Genomic DNA, 16,809 nt, shown 5'->3' on the forward strand with positions numbered 1-16,809 from the left:
GGATCTTCTCACGGACGCCGGGTTTCGCTCCTCTCGACCGCATATGCCGGAGGTCGCGAGACCGCCGCCCGCGCCCGTGAGCTCCAGCCAGGCGCCCGTCCCCGATTAGATCAGACAGATCCGGGCAGGAGTCGCATTGTGCCAGGTAGGGGATGGTTCTCCAGGTGGCCGGTGGTCCGGCAGCTCAAGGGAGAGGACGGCAGGGGCGACGCCGCGCGCTCGGCACGCACCGACGCGCTGAGGCCGCGCACCGAGGAGGCGGGCAAGGTCGCCCGGTCGATCTGCCCCTACTGCGCGGTCGGCTGCGGCCAGCTCGTCTACGTCAAGGACGGCCGGGTCACCCAGATCGAGGGCGACCCCGACTCGCCCATCTCCCGTGGCCGGCTGTGCCCGAAGGGCTCGGCGAGCAAGCAGCTCGTCACCCATCCGGGCCGCCAGACCCAGGTGCTGTACCGCAGGCCGCACGGCGCCACGTGGGAGCGGCTCGACCTCGACACCGCGATGGACATGATCGCCGACCGGGTGCTGCGGACCCGGCGCGAGACCTGGGAGCAGACCTACGAGGGCAAAGTCGTGCGCCGCACGCTGGGCATCGCCGGCCTGGGCGGGGCGACGCTAGACAACGAAGAGAACTACCTGATGAAGAAGCTCTACACCGCCCTTGGCGCGATCCAGGTGGAGAACCAGGCGCGCATTTGACACTCCTCCACCGTCCCCGGTCTGGGGACCAGTTTCGGACGCGGTGGCGCGACCACCTTCCAGCAGGACCTGGCGGGTGCGGACTGCATCGTCATCCAGGGGTCCAACATGGCCGAGTGCCACCCGGTGGGGTTCCAGTGGGTGGTGGAGGCCAGGGCCCGGGGGGCGCGGGTGTTCCACGTGGACCCGCGTTTCACCAGGACCAGCGCGCTGGCCGACCGCCACCTGCCGATCCGCGCGGGTAGCGACATCGTGCTGCTCGGCGCGCTGATCAACCACGTCCTCGGCCATGAGCTGGACTTCCGCGAGTACGTGCTGGCGTACACCAACGCCGCCACGATCGTGTCCGAGGACTTCCGCGACACCGAGGACCTGGACGGCCTGTTCTCCGGCTTCGACCCGGAGACGCGCACGTACGACCCGGCGAGCTGGTCCTACGCGGACACGGCCGCGCGGGCGCCGGGCGAGCGGCTGGAAGGCGGCCGGTACCACGCCGAGGCTGCGGGGGCCGAACGCTACGGCGCCGCCGGCGCCGCCGCGCCCCCTGGCCCGCGGACGGATCCGACGCTGCGCCATCCGCGCTGCGTCTACCAGATTCTGCGGCGGCACTTCGCCCGCTACACCCCGGAGCTGGTGGAGCAGCTGTGCGGCATCTCGCGGGAGGACTTCGCCGAGCTCGCCGACGCGATCACCGCCAACTCCGGCCGGGAGCGCACGACCGCCTGGGTGTACTCGGTCGGCTGGACGCAGCACACGGTGGGCGCGCAGTACATCCGCACCGCCTCCATCCTGCAGCTGCTGCTGGGCAACGTCGGCCGTCCCGGCGGCGGCATCCTGGCGTTGCGCGGGCACGCGAGCATCCAGGGCTCGACCGACATCCCGACGCTGTTCAACCTCCTGCCGGGGTACCTCACCATGCCGCACGCCCACCGGCACGAGGGCCTGGACGACTACCTGGCCAGGGAGGGCGGCGAGACCGGCTTCTGGGGCAACCGGCGCTCCTACCTGGTGAGCCTGCTCAAGGCGTGGTGGGGCGAGGCGGCCACCGAGGAGAACGACTTCTGCTTCGGCCACCTGCCGCGCCTCACCGGCGACCACGGCCACTACACCACCGTGATGGGCCAGATCGACGGGACGGTCAAGGGCTACTTCGTGGTGGGGGAGAACCCCGCGGTCGGCTCCTCAGGCGGCCGGGCGCAACGCCTCGGCCTGGCCAACCTCGACTGGCTGGTGGTACGCGACCTGACGCTGGTGGAGACCGCCACGTTCTGGCTGGACGGCCCGGAGCTCGAGACCGGCGAGATGCGCACCGAGGACATCGCCACCGAGGTGTTCTTCCTTCCCGCCGCGAGCCACGTGGAGAAGGAGGGCACGTTCACCAACACGCAGCGGCTGCTGCAGTGGCGGGAGAAGGCGCTCGACCCGCCGGGCGACTGCCGCAGCGACCTGTGGTTCTACTACCACCTCGGCAGGCTGATCAGGCAGCGGCTGACCGGCGACGAGATCGACAGGCCGGTGCGCGAGCTGACGTGGGACTACCCCGAGGAAGGGGAGCACAGGGACCCCTCGGCGCAGGCCGTGCTCCGCGAGATCAACGGTGTCGGGCCGGACGGGCGGGCGCTGTCGTCCTCCACGCAGCTCGAACCCGACGGGTCCACCAGGTGCGGCTGCTGGATCTACTGCGGCGTCTACGCCGACGAGGTCAACCAGGCCGCGCGGCGCCGTCCGGGCAGCGAGCAGTCTTTCGTGGCGCCCGAATGGGGCTGGGCCTGGCCGGCCAACAGGCGGATCCTGTACAACCGGGCCTCCGCCGACCCCGAGGGCCGCCCGTGGAGCGAGCGCAAGGCGTACGTCTGGTGGGACGCCGAACGCGGCGAGTGGACCGGGCACGACGTTCCCGACTTCGAGCGGACCAAGCCGCCCGGCTACGTGCCGCCCGAAGCCGCCACGGCCGAGGCGGCCCTGGCCGGAACCGACCCGTTCATCATGCAGACCGACGGGAAGGGCTGGCTGTACGTCCCCGCCGGTCTGGCCGATGGTCCGCTGCCCGCGCACTACGAGCCGCACGAGTCGCCGGTCGGCAACCCGCTGTACGGCCGGCGGGCCAACCCGGCCCGCAAGATCTACCCGCGACCGGAGAGCCCGTACAACCCGCCGGGCTCGCCGCGCTACCCGTACGTGCTGACCACGTACCGGCTGACCGAGCACCACACCGCGGGCGCCATGAGCCGGCCGCTGGCCTACCTGGCCGAGCTGCAGCCCGAGCTGTTCTGCGAGGTGTCCCCTGAGCTGGCCGCCGAGGTCGGGCTGGTCAACGGCGACTGGGCCACGATCGTGACCAGCCGTACCGTGATCGAGGCCAGGGTGCTGGTCACCGGCCGGATCCGGCCGCTGCGGATCCAGGGCAGGACGATCCACCAGGTCGGCCTGCCGTACCACTGGGGGTGGGGCGGCGGCGGCCTGGTGACCGGCGACGTCACCAACGACCTGCTGCCCCTGGTGCTCGACCCGAACGTCTACATCCAGGAGAGCAAGGTCATGACGTGTGACGTGCGGAGCGGCAGACGGCCGAGGGGCCCGGCGATGCTCGCCCTGCTGGAGGAGTACCGCCATGGCTGAGCGGATGGGTTTCTTCACCGACACGAGCATCTGCATCGGCTGCAAGGCGTGCGAGGTGGCCTGCAAGGAGTGGAACCAGCTGCCCGACGACGGGTTCGTGTTCGAGGCGACCTCCTATGACAACACCGGCGCGCTCGGGGCGAGCACCTGGCGCCACGTGGCCTTCATCGAGCAGTCACGCCCGGTCCGGCTCGACGGCGGCGGGGACAGTGGAGTGGACGGCGGCGTGGACCGCTGGCTGATGTCGTCGGACGTGTGCAAGCACTGCACGAACGCCGCCTGCCTGGACGTCTGCCCGACCGGCGCGCTGTTCCGCACCGAGTTCGGCACGGTGGTGGTGCAGGAGGACATCTGCAACGGCTGCGGCTACTGCGTGCCAGCCTGCCCGTTCGGCGTGATCGACCGCAGGGAGGGCGACGGGCGGGCGTGGAAGTGCACGATGTGCTACGACCGGCAGCTCGGCGGGCTCGAACCGGCGTGCGCCAAGGCGTGCCCGACCGACTCGATCCAGTTCGGCCCGCTCGACGAGCTCCGCGAGCGGGCCGCGGACCGGCTGGCGCGGCTGCACGCCGACGGGCACGCCGAGGCCCGGCTGTACGGCGAGAGCCCGGACGACGGCGTGGGCGGCGCGGGGGCGTTCTTCCTCCTGCTGGACGAGCCGGAGGTGTACGGCCTGCCACCGGATCCCGTGGCGACCACCCGCGACCTGCCGTCGATGTGGCGCTGGGCGGGAGCGGCGGCGTTGTCCCTGGCCGGGGCGGTGGCGGTGGCCTTCGCCGGGGGACGTCAGGGGGCGCGGCGGTGACGCGAGGGTCAGGCCGGGAGCGGTCGATGGTGCCGGAGGCCGAGTTCCGGTCGTACTACGGGCGGCCGGTGATCAAGGCCCCGATCTGGCACGAACCACACATGCCGACATATCTGTATCTGGGCGGGCTGTCGGGGGTGTCGTCGGTGATGGCGCTCATGGCCCGGTTCACCGGGCACGACCGGCTCGCGCGCACCGCCCGGGTCGCGGCGGCCCTCGGAGCGTCCACCGGCGCCGGGCTCCTCGCCGCCGAGCTGGGCAGGCCCGAACGGTTCCTCAACATGCTGCGCGTCTTCAAGCCGACCTCGCCGATGAGCGTGGGCTCCTGGATCCTGGCCGCCCAGGGCGGCCTGTCGGCGGTCGCGGCCTCGTCCGAGCTGACCGGGATCCTGCCCGCCGCCGGCGACGCGGCGCTCCTCGCCACGGGCGTGACGGGCCCGCTGACCGCCACCTACACCGCCGTCCTGGTCGCCGACACCGCCGTGCCCGCCTGGCACGAGGCCCACCGGGAGCTGCCGTTCCTGTTCGCCGGGAGCGCGCTGGCCAGCGCCGGAGCGGCCGGCATGCTGGCGACGCCGCCGGAGGCGGCCGGGCCGGCGCGTGCGGTGGCGGTGCTCGGGGCCGCCATGGAGACCGTCGCGGGCGCGGTGATGGAACGCCGGCTCGGGCCGGCCGGCGAGCCGTACCGGCTGGGGAGGGCGGGGGTCCTGATGCGCTCGGCCCGCGCGCTGGCGGCCGGCGGCGGGCTGCTCGCCGCGGTCGCCGGACGCAGCCGTGCCCTCGCCGCCGTCTCCGGCCTCGCCCTCACGGCGGGCGCCCTGTGCACCCGGTTCGGCGTCCTGGCGGCGGGCAAGGCCTCGGCCGCCGACCCGAAGTACACGGTCGTCCCGCAGAGGCGGCGCCTCGACGGCGAGCGGCCGGCGTGACCGGGATCGTTCAGCGCAGACGCAGGTGCGGGCCGTCGAGGGGGACGAGCTCTCCGACTATCGGCGCGCCCGGAACCTCCCCCGCCACCAGCAGGCCGCCCGAGGTCTGGGCGTCGGCGAGCAGCAGCAGGTCGTCCTCGCCGAAGCCGCCGGGGTCGAGCCGGGGACGCACCCAGTCGAGGTTGCGGCGGGTGCCGCCGCTGACGTAACCGTCGCGCACCGCCTCGCGGGCGCCCTCCAGGCACGGCACGGCCGCCACGTCCACCACGGCCGTGACGCCGCTCGCCCGGGCCAGCTTGTAGAGGTGGCCCAGCAGGCCGAACCCCGTCACATCCGTGGCGCACCCCGCTCCGGACGCCAGCGCCGCCCGGGAGGCGTCGCGGTTCAGCGCGGTCATCGTGGCGACCGCCTGGGGGAACATCTCGCCGGTCGCCTTGTGCCGGGTGTTGAGCACCCCGATGCCGAGCGGCTTGGTGAGGGAGAGCGGCAGCCCGGGACGGCCGCCGCCGATGCGCAGCAGCCGTCCGGGATCGGCCAGGCCGGTGACCGCCATGCCGTACTTCGGCTCGGGGTCGTCGACGCTGTGGCCGCCCGCGACGTGACAGCCCGCGGACCGGGCCACGTCCAGGCCGCCGCGCAGCACCTCCTTCGCGAGGTCCAGAGGCAGCCTCTCCCGGGGCCAGCCGAGCAGGTTGACCGCCACCAGCGGCTCCCCGCCGACCGCGTAGACGTCCGACAGGGCGTTGGCCGCCGCGATGCGTCCCCAGTCGTAGGGGTCGTCCACCACGGGCGTGAAGAAGTCGGCGGTGGCCACGACCGCGCGGTCGCCGTCGACCCGGACCACGGCGGCGTCGTCCCCGTCGTCGAGCCCGATGATCAGCTCGCCGCTGGTGCGGGGCGCGTTGGCGGCGGCGGCGTGGAGCTCCGCCACGACGGCTTCCAGCTCGCCGGGCGGGATCTTGCAGGCGCAGCCGCCTCCGTGCGCGTACTGGGTCAGCCGGAGCGCGCCCGGTCCCGGTGAGATGGTGCGTGTCATCGTCGGCCCTTCAGGCAACGGGTGTGGCGCTTCGATTCCTACCCGCCGGGTGAGTAGCCTCCCCTTGGAGGTGTCTGGGCGCCTGGTGGCCCCCGCGGTCTTCAAAACCGACGAGGCCGAGGTCCTCGGCCTGGCGGGTTCGATTCCCGTCCGCCTCCGTTCTATTTTCGGATGGTGGACCCACGAAGGCACGTGCCACGCACCGACACCGTCCTCGCCGATCCGCGGCTGGCCGCGGCGGGCGGGCGGCTGGGCCGGTCGATCGTCAAGGACGCGGTGGCGCGGGCGCAGCAGCGGGCGCGGCGCGGCGAGATCGGCCCCGAGGACGTCGCCGACGCGGCCGTGGCGGAGCTCCCGCCGCAGGCCGCGAGCCTGCGTGCGGTGATCAACGCGACCGGGGTGCTGATCCACACCAACCTCGGCCGGGCGCCCCTGTCACGCGCCGCGATCGAGGCGGCGGCCGCCGCGGCCGGCCCCGCCGACGTGGAGTTCGACCTGGTCACCGGCGCCCGCGCCCGTCGCGGGCGCAGCGCGCTGGACGCCCTCGCCCGGGCCGTGCCGGCCGCCGAGGACGTGCACGTCGTCAACAACAACGCGGCCGCGCTCGTCCTGGTGGCCACCGTGCTCGCCGGCGGGCGGGAAATCGTGATCAGCCGGGGCGAGCTGGTGGAGATCGGCGATGGGTTCCGCCTCCCCGAGCTGCTCGTCTCCACCGGGGCGCGGCTGCGCGAGGTCGGCACCACCAACCGCACCACCTACCGCGACTACGCCGACGCCGTGGGGCCGGAGACCGGATTCGTGCTCAAGGTGCACCCGTCGAACTTCCGGATCGAGGGCTTCACCGGCTCCGCCGAGGTGCGGGAGCTGTCCGGGCTCGGCGTCCCCGTCGTCGCCGACATCGGCTCCGGCCTGCTCGCGCGCGAGCCGCTGCTGCCCGCCGAGCCGGACGCCGCGACCATGCTGGCGGCCGGGGCGGCCCTCGTGACCGCCAGCGGCGACAAACTGCTCGGCGGGCCGCAGGCGGGCCTCCTCCTCGGCCGTCGCGACCTGGTCGAGCGGTGCAGGCGGCATCCGCTGGCCCGTGCGCTGCGCGTCGACAAACTGACCCTGGCCGCGCTGGAGGCCACACTTCGCGGCCCCGCGGTCCCCGTCCGCCAGGCGCTGCACGCCGACCCCGCGACGCTCTCCGACCGTGCCGCGGTGCTCGCCGCCCGGCTCGCCGACGCCGGGGTCGACGCGCGTGCGGTGCCGAGCGAGGCCGCTGTGGGGGGTGGCGGGGCGCCCGGGGTGGCGCTGCCGAGCGCCGCCGTGAGCCTGCCAGAACGGTACGCCGCGCCGCTGCGAACCGGCGACCCTCCGGTCGTCGGCAGGATCGAACGCGGCCGCCTGCTGCTCGACCTCCGCACCGTCCCCGCCGACCGGGACGGCGACGTAGCCCGCGCGATCCTCGGCGCACGCGCCTGATGCCCGCCACCACGGGCCGCGCCGGCGGTAGCGGGCAGCCGGTACGCACGAGCGCCGGTCGGGGGAGCGGCTGATGCCCGCCCACGCCGCCACAGGCAGCGCCGGCCAGGGGGAGCGGCTGATGCACGTCGTCGCCACCGCGGGACACGTCGATCACGGCAAGTCCACGCTGGTGCGGGCGCTCACCGGGATGGAACCGGACCGCCTGGAGGAGGAGCGGCGGCGAGGTCTGACGATCGAGCTGGGCTACGCCTGGACGACGCTGCCCTCAGGACAGCGCCTCGCCTTCGTGGACGTGCCGGGCCACGAGCGGTTTCTCGGCACCATGCTGTCCGGAGTCGGCCCCGTGCCGGCGGTCATGTTCGTGGTGGCGGCCGACGAGGGCTGGATGCCGCAGTCCGAGGAGCACCTGGTGGCACTGGAGGCCCTCGGCGTGCGGCACTGCCTGCTCGCGGTGACCCGCGCGGACCTCGCCGACCCGGCCCCGGCGACCGAGCAAGCCCGAACCCGCCTGGCCGCAGCCGGCCTGGGAGCCGCGCCCCTGGCCGCGGACGGCGGCATCGGCCTGGAGGCGGCCGGTGGCGGGGCGGGGTTGGACGCGCCTCGTGGCAGCGCCGGACTGCGTGAGGTCGAGACGGTGGTGGTGAGCGGACGCACCGGCCAGGGGCTCGCGGAGCTGCGGGAGGCGCTGGACCGGCTGGTCGCCACGCTGCCCCGGCCCGATCCGGAGACGCCGGTCCGGCTGTGGATTGACCGGGCCTTCAGCGTCACCGGCAGCGGCACGGTCGTGACCGGAACCCTGCCCGCTGGCACCATCTCGGTGGGCGACGAGCTCGAACTCGACGGCGAGCCCGTGCGGGTCCGGGCACTGGAGTCGCTGAACGAACCGGTGGCCTCGGCGACGGGCGTCGCCAGAGTCGCGGTCAACCTGCGTGGGCGCCCCGAGCGCGGCCACGCCCTGGTCACCCCGGGCCGATGGACGTACACGGACGTGGTGGACGTCCGGCTCTCCCCTGCCGGCGCCGGCCGCACCCCGGGAGGGCAAGGGAATCCCGGCCTCTCGGCGTACGGTTCGGGAGGGCAGGAGGGGGCCGGCCTTGTGGCGCGGCAGGGAGGGGACGAAGCGCGGCGGCTGCCCAGGCGGTTGACCGCGCACATCGGGTCGGCGGCGGTGGCGTGCGAGGTCCGGCCGCTCGGTGGGCGCATCGTACGGCTGCGCCTGGCCCGCCCGCTGCCGCTCCACCTGGGGGACGTGCTGCTGCTGCGCGACCCCGGCCGCGACCGGGCCGAGGTGAGGGTGCTGGCCGGGGCGTGCGTGCTCGACGTGCGTCCGCCGGTACTCGACCGTCGGGGCGCTGCGCGAGCGCACGCCGTCCGGCTGGAGACGGCCGCGCCGGACGCCGCCTCCGCCCTGCGCATCCACCGGCTCCTACGCGCGGCCGCCCTGACCGCCATGATCGGCACGCCCGCCGGGAGCACCCAACCCCCGGGCGCCACCCTCGGCACGCCAGCCGGGAGCACTCAACCTCCGGGCGCCGCAGTCGGCACGCCCGCCGGGGATGCCGCAGACGCCGGGTTCACGGTTGGTGGGGGTCCGGTGTGCGGCGACTGGCATGCCGATCCGGAGTACTGGGCGGAGCTGGGCGAGCGGCTGGTCGCGACGGCGCAGCGGTACGCGACGGAACACCCGCTGGAGCCCGGTATGCCGATCGAGGCGGCCCGCCACGAACTCGGCCTGCCCGACCGGCAGCTGGTGGCCGCGCTGGTGCGTCCGCCACTGACGCTCGCCGGGGGGCGGATCATGAGTCGGACTTCCGGCCTGCCCGCGCCGGTGGCGCGGGCGGTCGAGCGGCTGCGGGCCGAGTTGTCCGCACGCCCCTTCCAGGCGCCGGAGGCCGGGCGACTGGCCGAGCTGGGCCTGGGCTCCCGAGAACTGGCGGCAGCCGTACGGGCCGGGAGCCTGCTGCGCGTGACCGAAGGGATCGTCCTGCTGCCCGGAGCGGACGCCCGGGCGGCGGAGCTGCTGCGACGTCTGCCCCAGCCCTTCACGGTCAGCCAGGCCAGGAACGCCCTGCACACCAGCCGGAGGGTCGCGGTGCCGCTGCTCGAACACCTCGACCGCAGCGGCCACACCGAACGGGTGGACGAGGTCCACCGCCGCTGCCTCTGAGCCCGGCATGCCGGCTGAACCGCGCGATCGCGGAGCTGTCTGACCCGGGCGCCGCTGCCGGGCAGGCCAGGGCGCTCGTTCCAGAGGTAACAGCCCACGGCCGGCCGGCCGTTCGCGCGGGCCGGAAGGCGCCGCCAGGAGCCGCGCATCGCCGGCTTGAGTCTCCTCCAGGGGGAGGTGCCAGAGTTAGGGCATGGACGGCGACACGCTCTACTCGATCGGTGACCTGGCCCGGCGCACCGGGCTGACGGTCAAGGCCATCCGGTTCTACTCCGATCGCGGGATCGTGCCGCCGACCGGCAGAAGCCCGTCCGGCTACCGCCTTTACGACATCGACGCCGTCGCGCGCCTGGACCTCGTGCGGACGCTGCGCGACCTCGGACTGGACCTTCCCACGATCCGGAAGGTCCTGGACCGGGAGATCTCGCTCGCCGAGGTCGCCTCGGCGCACGCCGACGCGCTGGCGGTGCAGATCCGGACGCTGCGCCTGCGGCGCGCGGTGTTGACGGCGGTGGCCAGGCGCGGGTCCACCCCTGAGGAGACGGATCTCATGCACCAACTGGCCAAGCTGTCAGAGGACGAACGCCGACGGCTGATCGGCGGCTTCCTGGACACCGCCTTCGGCGGCCTGGACGCCATCCCCGAGGGCGCGGCGGTCAGGCAGTCGATGACCCCCGAGCTGCCTGACAACCCCGAGGCCGAACAGGTCGAGGCGTGGGTGGAGCTGGCCGAGCTGTCCCAGGACGCGGATTTCCGCGCCGGCATGCGGCGCATGGCCGAGCAGCACGCGGCCGACCGCGCCGACACCACGCGCCTGCGTCGCGACCCGGTCGCGGCCGTCCGCGACCAGGTCCGCCCGGCCCTGGCAGCCGGCGTCGACCCGGCCTCGCCCCAGGCCGAGCCCGTCGTCGCGGCGGTGACGGCCCAGTACGCGCACGCCCTAGGCCGCCCCGACGACGCCGACCTCCGGCGTCGGCTGCTGACCCGGCTGGAAACCGTGAACGACCCGCGCAGAGAGCGGTACCTCCACCTGCTCGCCGTGATCAACGGCTGGCGGGCCCCGGAAAGCCTGACGCCGGTGCTCGACTGGACCATTCACGCCCTGCGCGCCCGGACTCCCGCGTAGCGGGCCGGTCGAGGCCCTGCCCGGCGCTGCCGAAGGCCTTGGGGCGCCGTTGACAGCCCCGGCGTCGGATGAGCCGAACTTTTCGCTCCTGAGCGGTGTCCAACCCTCCATGCGAACAATGAAGATCACGATGATGGTGGCCGGTGTGGTGGCGGCGGGTCTGCTGTGCGGCCCGGCGGCCTCGGCCGCGCCGAAGCCTTCGATCACGAAGAACTTCCTGCTCTACGAGGAGGAGGCGCGCAAGGACACCAAGCACGCGCACTGGCAGGTCAACGACGAGATCACGGTGATGGGCGACATCGCGTGCACGAAGGGGTCCCCGAAGGGCTGGGCCGCCGCGCGGGAGATCACGTACAACCTGAAGAACGACGGCGTGGAGGCCACCACCGCCGAGCGCGGCGAGCAGGTCTTCCTGTTCGCCGACGCGAGCGGCGCGCGGAAGTTGATGGACCAGTTCCGCAAGCGCTTGGCCGCGTGCGGCAAGACGGTCAGGGCCGGCGCGCCGAAGATCGGCGACGAGGCGGTCAGCGGTTCGCGGGCCAGCAAGCGGACCAAGATCCAGCACCCGCAGACCCAGCAGTACGTCGCCGTGCGCAAGGGCGCCGCTGTGGCGCTCTACTGGGACCTGCACAACGACACCAAGGCCCTCAGGACCCTCGCCGAGCACGAGGCCGACGCGAAGAAGATGGCCGGCAAGCTCTGCGCGATCGGCGGCTGCTGAGCCTGACGGCTGTCACGTGATGGATCCCCCTCCTGGGGAGAGGGGGATCCACGCGCGTCCTACTGGGCGGCGGGAAGCGCCGTGGCGCGGTCGAGCGCCGGCGGCGTCACCGGGCCCTGGCGCAGATACTCGCGGAACGCCTCGTAGTCGCGGTTGCCCCGGACGGCGTCGGTGAATCCGGCGAAGGCGGTGTAGCCGTCGCCGCCGATCAGCGTGTAGGCCAGGGCGGCGAGCCGGTAGGTCTTGCCGGTGTCGAGCGGCTGGCCGTTGATCAGCACCTGCTCCGGCTTGATCCGGTCACCGACGGGCTTGCCGGCGTCGTAGGAGAACTTCACGTTCTTGGACACAGCCAGCGGAGCGAACTTGACGGATCCGTTGGGCTGGGTCTGCCACTGCTCCTCGAGCGCCCGCTCGAGCTGGCTGCCCTTGACCGTGACGGTGAGCACGGGGTTGGCGTAGCCCCACGTGTTCCACGCCTCGCCGAACAGCACGGCGCCGTCGGAGTCGCCCGGGTTGGTGCTCTTGGCGAACTTCAGGTCACCCCGCAGCGAGTTGGAGCCCTTCGCCGGCGCCACGGCGACCATCGCCAGGTCGGCGCCGCCGCCGGGGGTGCGCTGAGAGTCGGCGTACTCCACGTCGGCAATCATGTTGCCCAGCGTGCTCTCGCCGTCGGCGTCGCGCGTCCTGGTCAGGTCGCCCGTGATCGTGCCGACCGGCCGCGCGGCGGTCTCGGCGCCCTTGGCCTTCCAGTAGTCGACCAGCTTGACCATGTCCGCGTCGGGGGCGACGTCCCGGGTGACGGGGTGGTTCACCGACGTGGTGGCCGACCTGATCACCTCGCGGGTGCTCCGGTCGATCTTCAGGTTGATCTCGTTGATCAGCTTGCCGTGGTAACCGGCCTCGACGACGGGCCGCGGGTTCCCCTCGGGGTCGGGAATCGAGCAGTTGAAGTACGCGTGCCAGTGGCCGGACACGATCACGTCGATGTCCGGCGTCGCCTGCTTCGCGAAGTCGATGACGGGACCTCGCGGATCGGTGCACCGGTCGTAGACGTCGCCCGCCGTCCCGCCCTCGTGCACGTTGGCGACGATGGCCTGCACGCCCTTGCGCTTGAGCTCGGCGGCGTAGCGGTTGGCGGTCTCCACGAGCGCCAGGTTGTCCAGCGACGGCTGGTACGAGGTCGAGCCCTCGACGGTGGTCGGCGTCGTCAGGTTGATGAACCCGACCGGCACACCGTTGAACCTCTTGATGACGTACGGCGGAAGCAGCGGGCTGGTGGAGCCCTTGCGGGTGATGTTCGCCGTCGAGATCGCGAAGTCGGCGCCCTTGAACCGCTTCCCGCTGGAGTCGGTGAAGCAGCTGTCGACGCCGACCTCGCCGAAGCACTCGCCCTTGCCCATGTGGTCGCGCAGGAACTCCAGCGACCGGTCGAGCTCGTGGTTGCCGACCGTGGTGAAGTCGATCCCGGCGCGGTTCATGAACTCGATGGTCGGCTCGTCGGCGTGGTAGGCGACCTCGCTGGGCCAGCCGCTGAAGTTGTCACCGGCGGAGAAGGTGATGGTGTAGCGGTGACCGGCCCTGAGGTTGTTCAGGTGGGTGGCGAGGTAGGGCGCGCCGCCCACGACGAGCGTGTTGCCCTGCGGGTCCTTGATCGTGCCGTTGGCGGCGTCGTTCTGGGGCGTGATGTAGCCGTGGAAGTCGGTGATGGAGAGCAGCTGGACGTCCACGGGGCCCGGCGCGGCGTCAGCCGGTACCGCGCCTAACGTCGCGGCGGCCACGCATGCCGTGACGGTGAGAGCGCTACGGAGGGGGAAACGCACGAAAAACTCCCTTTGGTGATATTTGCCGTAATCATGGGGGGTCGGCCTTTCGGGCCGGTGACGGCGACACCGGCGTTGAGCCGCCGCTACATGACGGGGAGGAGAACGAGCGGCGGCGAAGCGAGCGCGGATCCGGCCGGGAGCCGCGGGGGCGGCCTGCCGGTGGTGGCGCGTCCCGCCGCGAAGTGCCCGGTCAGCGGGCCGGAGGCGAGGGAGCCGCCGAACGCGCCGAGGCGGCTGGGAGGCGGGGCGGCGCAGCGGGCTCACCTCCTTCGGGCGCGGGCGGGCGTGTGGTGCTGATCACCCTGCCAGTGCGCAAAACATTCGTAAAGTCCCCGCCGTCGAGCAAAACCGCGCACGGGCGCGCGGAGAGTGCCCGAGTCTGACCCCCTGAGGTCCGGCGGCCGCCGTCACCGAACGGGACGGTGTCAGAGGTCCAGGGTGTAGGTCCGCGTGACCGCGACGAGGTCGCCGTCCTCGCGGGTGGCCGCCACCAGGCCCGGCGGTCTGGGGACGAAGCCAGGCACCGCGCCCAGGCCGTCCGTCTCGCCGATCGCGGTGAGGCGGATCCGGTCCGCGCCCGGCACGCGCAGCGTGATCTGCGCTCCCCCGGCGGGAATCCCGCGGAAGCGGACCTCGGCGGGCCAGGTGTTGACCCGCGTCCCCGTGACGCGGAGGGTCGCCGAGCCGGCCCCGCCGGCGGACGCCGTAGCCTCGGCGATCGGCCGATCGACCCGCAGCGTCACCGAGCGCGCACCCCGCCCGGCGGTCACGCGCAGCCTGATCGTGTCGCCGCCGCGCGCCAGCACGGACACCCGGGGGCCGTCGGCCCTGATCGCGGGCGCGGCGCCGGTCCACAGCGTGCCGCGCGCGTAACCCGCGGGCAGCGCCGCGACGTCGTGGCCGGACACGTACCGCCTGGTCCACTCGCCGGGGTCGGCGTCGGCGCTGACCCACTGGGCCGTCCCGGTGTCGGCGTCCAGGACGTACGCCAGGTGCGTGCGCCGCGGATGCTCGGCGTCGAACCTGTCCACCACGAGCCCGTAGCCGACCAGCGCGACCGCGAGCCCGGCGGCCGTCAAGGGCGCCGCCACCACGGTACGGCGGCCCGGCTCGGGCAGGACGAGCTCCACGACCGGCAGCGCCGTCAGCCCGAAGAGCGCCAGCAGCAGCGCGCTCGCCCCGCCGAGCGCGAGCCCCATCCCGTCGAACGCGTTCCTGGCCAGGGCGGGCAGCAGCGCCGCGGCCAGGACCGTGCCCAGCGTCGCCGCGGCGACCCGCCCCCAGGCAGGACCGGGGAGCAGGAGCGCGGCCAGCCCGCCGAGCGCGCAGAGCAGCGCGGGCAGGGTGACCACGTAGGACACCCCGGGCGCGACCTGGGCGCACAGCACGCCGAGCCCGGCCGGCCACACCAGCGCGCCGATGGCCAGCGCCGCGGGCCCGAGCCTTCGGCGCAGCGGCAGGTACCACGCCAGCAGCGCCAGCCCGGACATGGCCGCGATGGCCGCCTGGAACCCTTGCGGGCGATGGAGCAGCCCGCCCATCCCGTCGTACGCGGGCCGCCACGCCACCAGCAGCTCCCACAGTCCCTGAGCCAGGACCGCCGACACCGCCAGCGGCACGACGGCCGATCCGGCGCCGGCGAGCAGCCGGGGCAGGCTGGTCAGTCGCATCCGGCGCGCGAGCAGCGCCAGCCCCGCCACCGCGAGCACGGCGAGCGCCGCCAGCGGCCAGACGAGCGCGCCCGGATACGTGACCATGGTCCCGAAGATCCGGAAATAGGTGGCGTCGTGGTCGGACGTCAGCGCGGGCAGGTCGGCGTCGCCCAGGGCGCGGGCCAGCGCCAGCATGTTCGTGCCGTGGTGTTGCAGGCTGCCGCGATCGAGGTTGGCGATGGAGTCGCCGGCGGTGTGGTAGTGCGAGGACCCCTCGATGTAGGCGAAGTTCATGCCGGTGAACCCGGCGCTGGTCAGCGGGGTGAAGTCGGTGTTGTTCGGCAGCAGCCGGTACAGCTCGCCCATCGAGGAGTCGCCGCGCGGATGCGGCACGGCGTTGACGAACGTCTCGACCAGCCCGGCGTTGTTCCTGGAGGTCTGGAACATCAGCGAGGGTCCGCCGACGCCGCGGGCCTCCCAGTTCAGCAGCACGCCACCCTTCCGGCCCAGCGGGTGTTCCCTGGCGAACGCCCCGGCGCCGAGCACGCCGTCCTCCTCGCCGTCCGACATCAGCAGCACCACGTCGTTGCGCAGGCTCGCGCCCGCCCGCAGCGCGCGTGCCGTCTCCACCATCGCGGCCACCGCGGCGCCGTCGTCGGAAGCCCCAGGCCCCATGGACGCGGAGTCGTAGTGGGCGGCGATCAGCACCGTGCCCGTCGAGTCCGTGCCGGGCAGGGTGGCCACGACGTTGTTCACCTGGCCGAACGTCGCGAGCCCCGCCGCCGACCAGGCCCCGGTGGAACGCTGGATCTCCACTCTGAGCCCTGCCGCGCGCAGCTGCCCGGCCAGGTAGGCCCGGGCTCGGTCATGCGCCGGGCTGCCGATCGGGCGCGGTTCGGCGGCGAACTTCTCCAGGTGGGCCAGGGCCCGCCCGGCACTGAACTCCTGGCTCGGCGCCGAGGCCGGGAGCGGCTGCATGGTGCTGTCCGTCATGGCGGTCAGCACGATCACCGCGGCCAGCGCGAGCAGGGCCGAGATCCCCGCCAGTGTTCGGCGCGGGAGGTCCAACAACTTTCCCGTCATGACGGGGAACGCTAGGTCCGGCCGCCCGGCCGCCGGAATGGTGCGCGCACCCGGACGCTCCTGCGGTTTTCCGCAGGCGCGTCCGCGGGTCAGGGCTTCGCGTCCGCCCGGAGGTCATGGTCGTCGGCCGCCTGTGCGGCGATCGCGTCGCGGGTCCACGAGCCGAGCACCAGCAGCGTCTTGGTGCCGGTGACGTCGCCGGCGCGGCGCAGCCGGTCGATGACCTGCTGGAGGTGGCCGAGGTCGCGGACGCGGACGTGGATGAGCGCGTCCGGGTCGCCCGCGATGGTGTAGACGGCCTGCACCTCGGCCACGTCCGTCGCGGTGCGGACGATCTCGCTGACGGGCGTCGTGCCGGGGTAGCGCAGCTCGGTGAACGCCTCGATGCCCCAGCCGAGCTTGGCGTAGTCGATCTGCACCGAGAAGCCGGTGATCACGCCGATGTCCCTGAGCCGGTCCACGCGCCGCTTGACGGCGGCCACCGACAGCCCGATGCGGTCCGCCATCTCGGAGAAGGTCCGGCGCCCGTCCTCGCGCAGGAGGCGCAGCACCTGGTGGTCGATGTCGTCAATGTCCGGCATGTGAGATTCACCTCTTTCGACGCAAAGAACATAAGCCAGTAGGCTTGCTAAGTACAAATGTTTGCGTCTTTTTGCAGCTTTCTCGGTCGATACTTGCGCACCCA

The 16,809-nt window shown here is 73.3% G+C and carries 11 protein-coding genes and 1 tRNA gene; 8 read left to right on the top strand and 4 right to left on the bottom strand.

Annotated features, from left to right (window positions below; genetic code table 11):
- The first annotated feature begins 138 nt into the window (after window positions 1-138).
- The 3 genes from fdh to nrfD are packed head-to-tail and all read left to right on the top strand — an operon-like array spanning window position 139 to window position 5,049.
- Complete coding sequence (fdh, locus tag ABT294_RS14850; RefSeq protein WP_350806072.1) at window positions 139-3,318, top strand: formate dehydrogenase; 3,180 nt, start codon at window positions 139-141, stop codon at window positions 3,316-3,318.
- Window positions 3,311-4,123 (top strand): 4Fe-4S dicluster domain-containing protein, encoded by an 813-nt coding sequence (locus ABT294_RS14855; protein ID WP_350806073.1) that lies wholly within the window; start codon window positions 3,311-3,313, stop codon window positions 4,121-4,123. Before fdh ends, ABT294_RS14855 begins: the two co-directional genes overlap by 8 nt.
- Window positions 4,120-5,049 (top strand): NrfD/PsrC family molybdoenzyme membrane anchor subunit, encoded by a 930-nt coding sequence (nrfD, locus tag ABT294_RS14860; protein ID WP_350806074.1) that lies wholly within the window; start codon window positions 4,120-4,122, stop codon window positions 5,047-5,049. The genes ABT294_RS14855 and nrfD overlap by 4 nt, the downstream gene beginning before the upstream one ends.
- Before the next feature lie 10 nt (window positions 5,050-5,059).
- Here nrfD and selD read toward each other — a convergent pair whose 3' ends face one another.
- Window positions 5,060-6,073, bottom strand: a complete 1,014-nt coding sequence (selD, locus tag ABT294_RS14865; protein WP_502912045.1) for a selenide, water dikinase SelD — start codon at window positions 6,071-6,073, stop codon at window positions 5,060-5,062.
- Between the two features lie 78 nt (window positions 6,074-6,151).
- Here selD and ABT294_RS14870 point away from each other — a divergent pair.
- From ABT294_RS14870 to ABT294_RS14890, 5 genes are all read left to right on the top strand, one after another.
- Window positions 6,152-6,244: transfer RNA gene (locus ABT294_RS14870), tRNA-Sec, on the top strand.
- Window positions 6,245-6,256: 12 nt separating this feature from the next.
- A complete protein-coding gene (gene selA, locus ABT294_RS14875) occupies window positions 6,257-7,549 on the top strand; it encodes an L-seryl-tRNA(Sec) selenium transferase (protein WP_350806076.1) in 1,293 nt (430 codons plus the stop codon).
- A 73-nt stretch (window positions 7,550-7,622) separates the two neighbouring features.
- Window positions 7,623-9,719 (top strand): selenocysteine-specific translation elongation factor, encoded by a 2,097-nt coding sequence (selB, locus tag ABT294_RS14880; protein ID WP_350806077.1) that lies wholly within the window; start codon window positions 7,623-7,625, stop codon window positions 9,717-9,719.
- 193 nt (window positions 9,720-9,912) lie between these two features.
- Window positions 9,913-10,845 carry a MerR family transcriptional regulator gene (locus tag ABT294_RS14885; RefSeq protein WP_350806078.1) on the top strand — a complete coding sequence of 311 codons (933 nt, stop codon included), beginning with the start codon at window positions 9,913-9,915 and terminating at the stop codon, window positions 10,843-10,845.
- A 118-nt stretch (window positions 10,846-10,963) separates the two neighbouring features.
- Window positions 10,964-11,566, top strand: a complete 603-nt coding sequence (locus ABT294_RS14890; RefSeq protein WP_350806079.1) for a hypothetical protein — start codon at window positions 10,964-10,966, stop codon at window positions 11,564-11,566.
- Between the two features lie 59 nt (window positions 11,567-11,625).
- Here the strand turns inward: ABT294_RS14890 and ABT294_RS14895 are convergent, their stop codons facing one another.
- The 3 genes from ABT294_RS14895 to ABT294_RS14905 form a co-directional block, all read right to left on the bottom strand.
- Entirely contained in the window at window positions 11,626-13,386 is a 1,761-nt protein-coding gene (locus ABT294_RS14895; protein WP_350806081.1) for a bifunctional metallophosphatase/5'-nucleotidase, read from the bottom strand.
- A 428-nt stretch (window positions 13,387-13,814) separates the two neighbouring features.
- Entirely contained in the window at window positions 13,815-16,124 is a 2,310-nt protein-coding gene (locus tag ABT294_RS14900; RefSeq protein ID WP_350806082.1) for a M28 family peptidase, read from the bottom strand.
- Between the two features lie 89 nt (window positions 16,125-16,213).
- Entirely contained in the window at window positions 16,214-16,705 is a 492-nt protein-coding gene (locus ABT294_RS14905; RefSeq protein WP_350806083.1) for an Lrp/AsnC family transcriptional regulator, read from the bottom strand.
- Between the last annotated feature and the right edge of the window lie 104 nt (window positions 16,706-16,809).

This window comes from Nonomuraea sp. NPDC000554, from assembly GCF_040300065.1.
Lineage (GTDB): Bacteria > Actinomycetota > Actinomycetes > Streptosporangiales > Streptosporangiaceae > Nonomuraea.

Excerpts from the sequence above, each read along its gene's own strand:
- selA (WP_350806076.1), top strand. The coding sequence starts at position 6,257 with ATGGTGGACCCACGAAGGCACGTGCCACGCACCGACACCGTCCTCGCC.
- ABT294_RS14885 (WP_350806078.1), top strand. The coding sequence starts at position 9,913 with ATGGACGGCGACACGCTCTACTCGATCGGTGACCTGGCCCGGCGCACC.
- selB (WP_350806077.1), top strand. The coding sequence starts at position 7,623 with ATGCCCGCCCACGCCGCCACAGGCAGCGCCGGCCAGGGGGAGCGGCTG.
- ABT294_RS14855 (WP_350806073.1), top strand. The coding sequence starts at position 3,311 with ATGGCTGAGCGGATGGGTTTCTTCACCGACACGAGCATCTGCATCGGC.
- ABT294_RS14905 (WP_350806083.1), bottom strand. The coding sequence starts at position 16,705 with ATGCCGGACATTGACGACATCGACCACCAGGTGCTGCGCCTCCTGCGC.
- ABT294_RS14900 (WP_350806082.1), bottom strand. The coding sequence starts at position 16,124 with ATGACGGGAAAGTTGTTGGACCTCCCGCGCCGAACACTGGCGGGGATC.
- ABT294_RS14890 (WP_350806079.1), top strand. The coding sequence starts at position 10,964 with ATGAAGATCACGATGATGGTGGCCGGTGTGGTGGCGGCGGGTCTGCTG.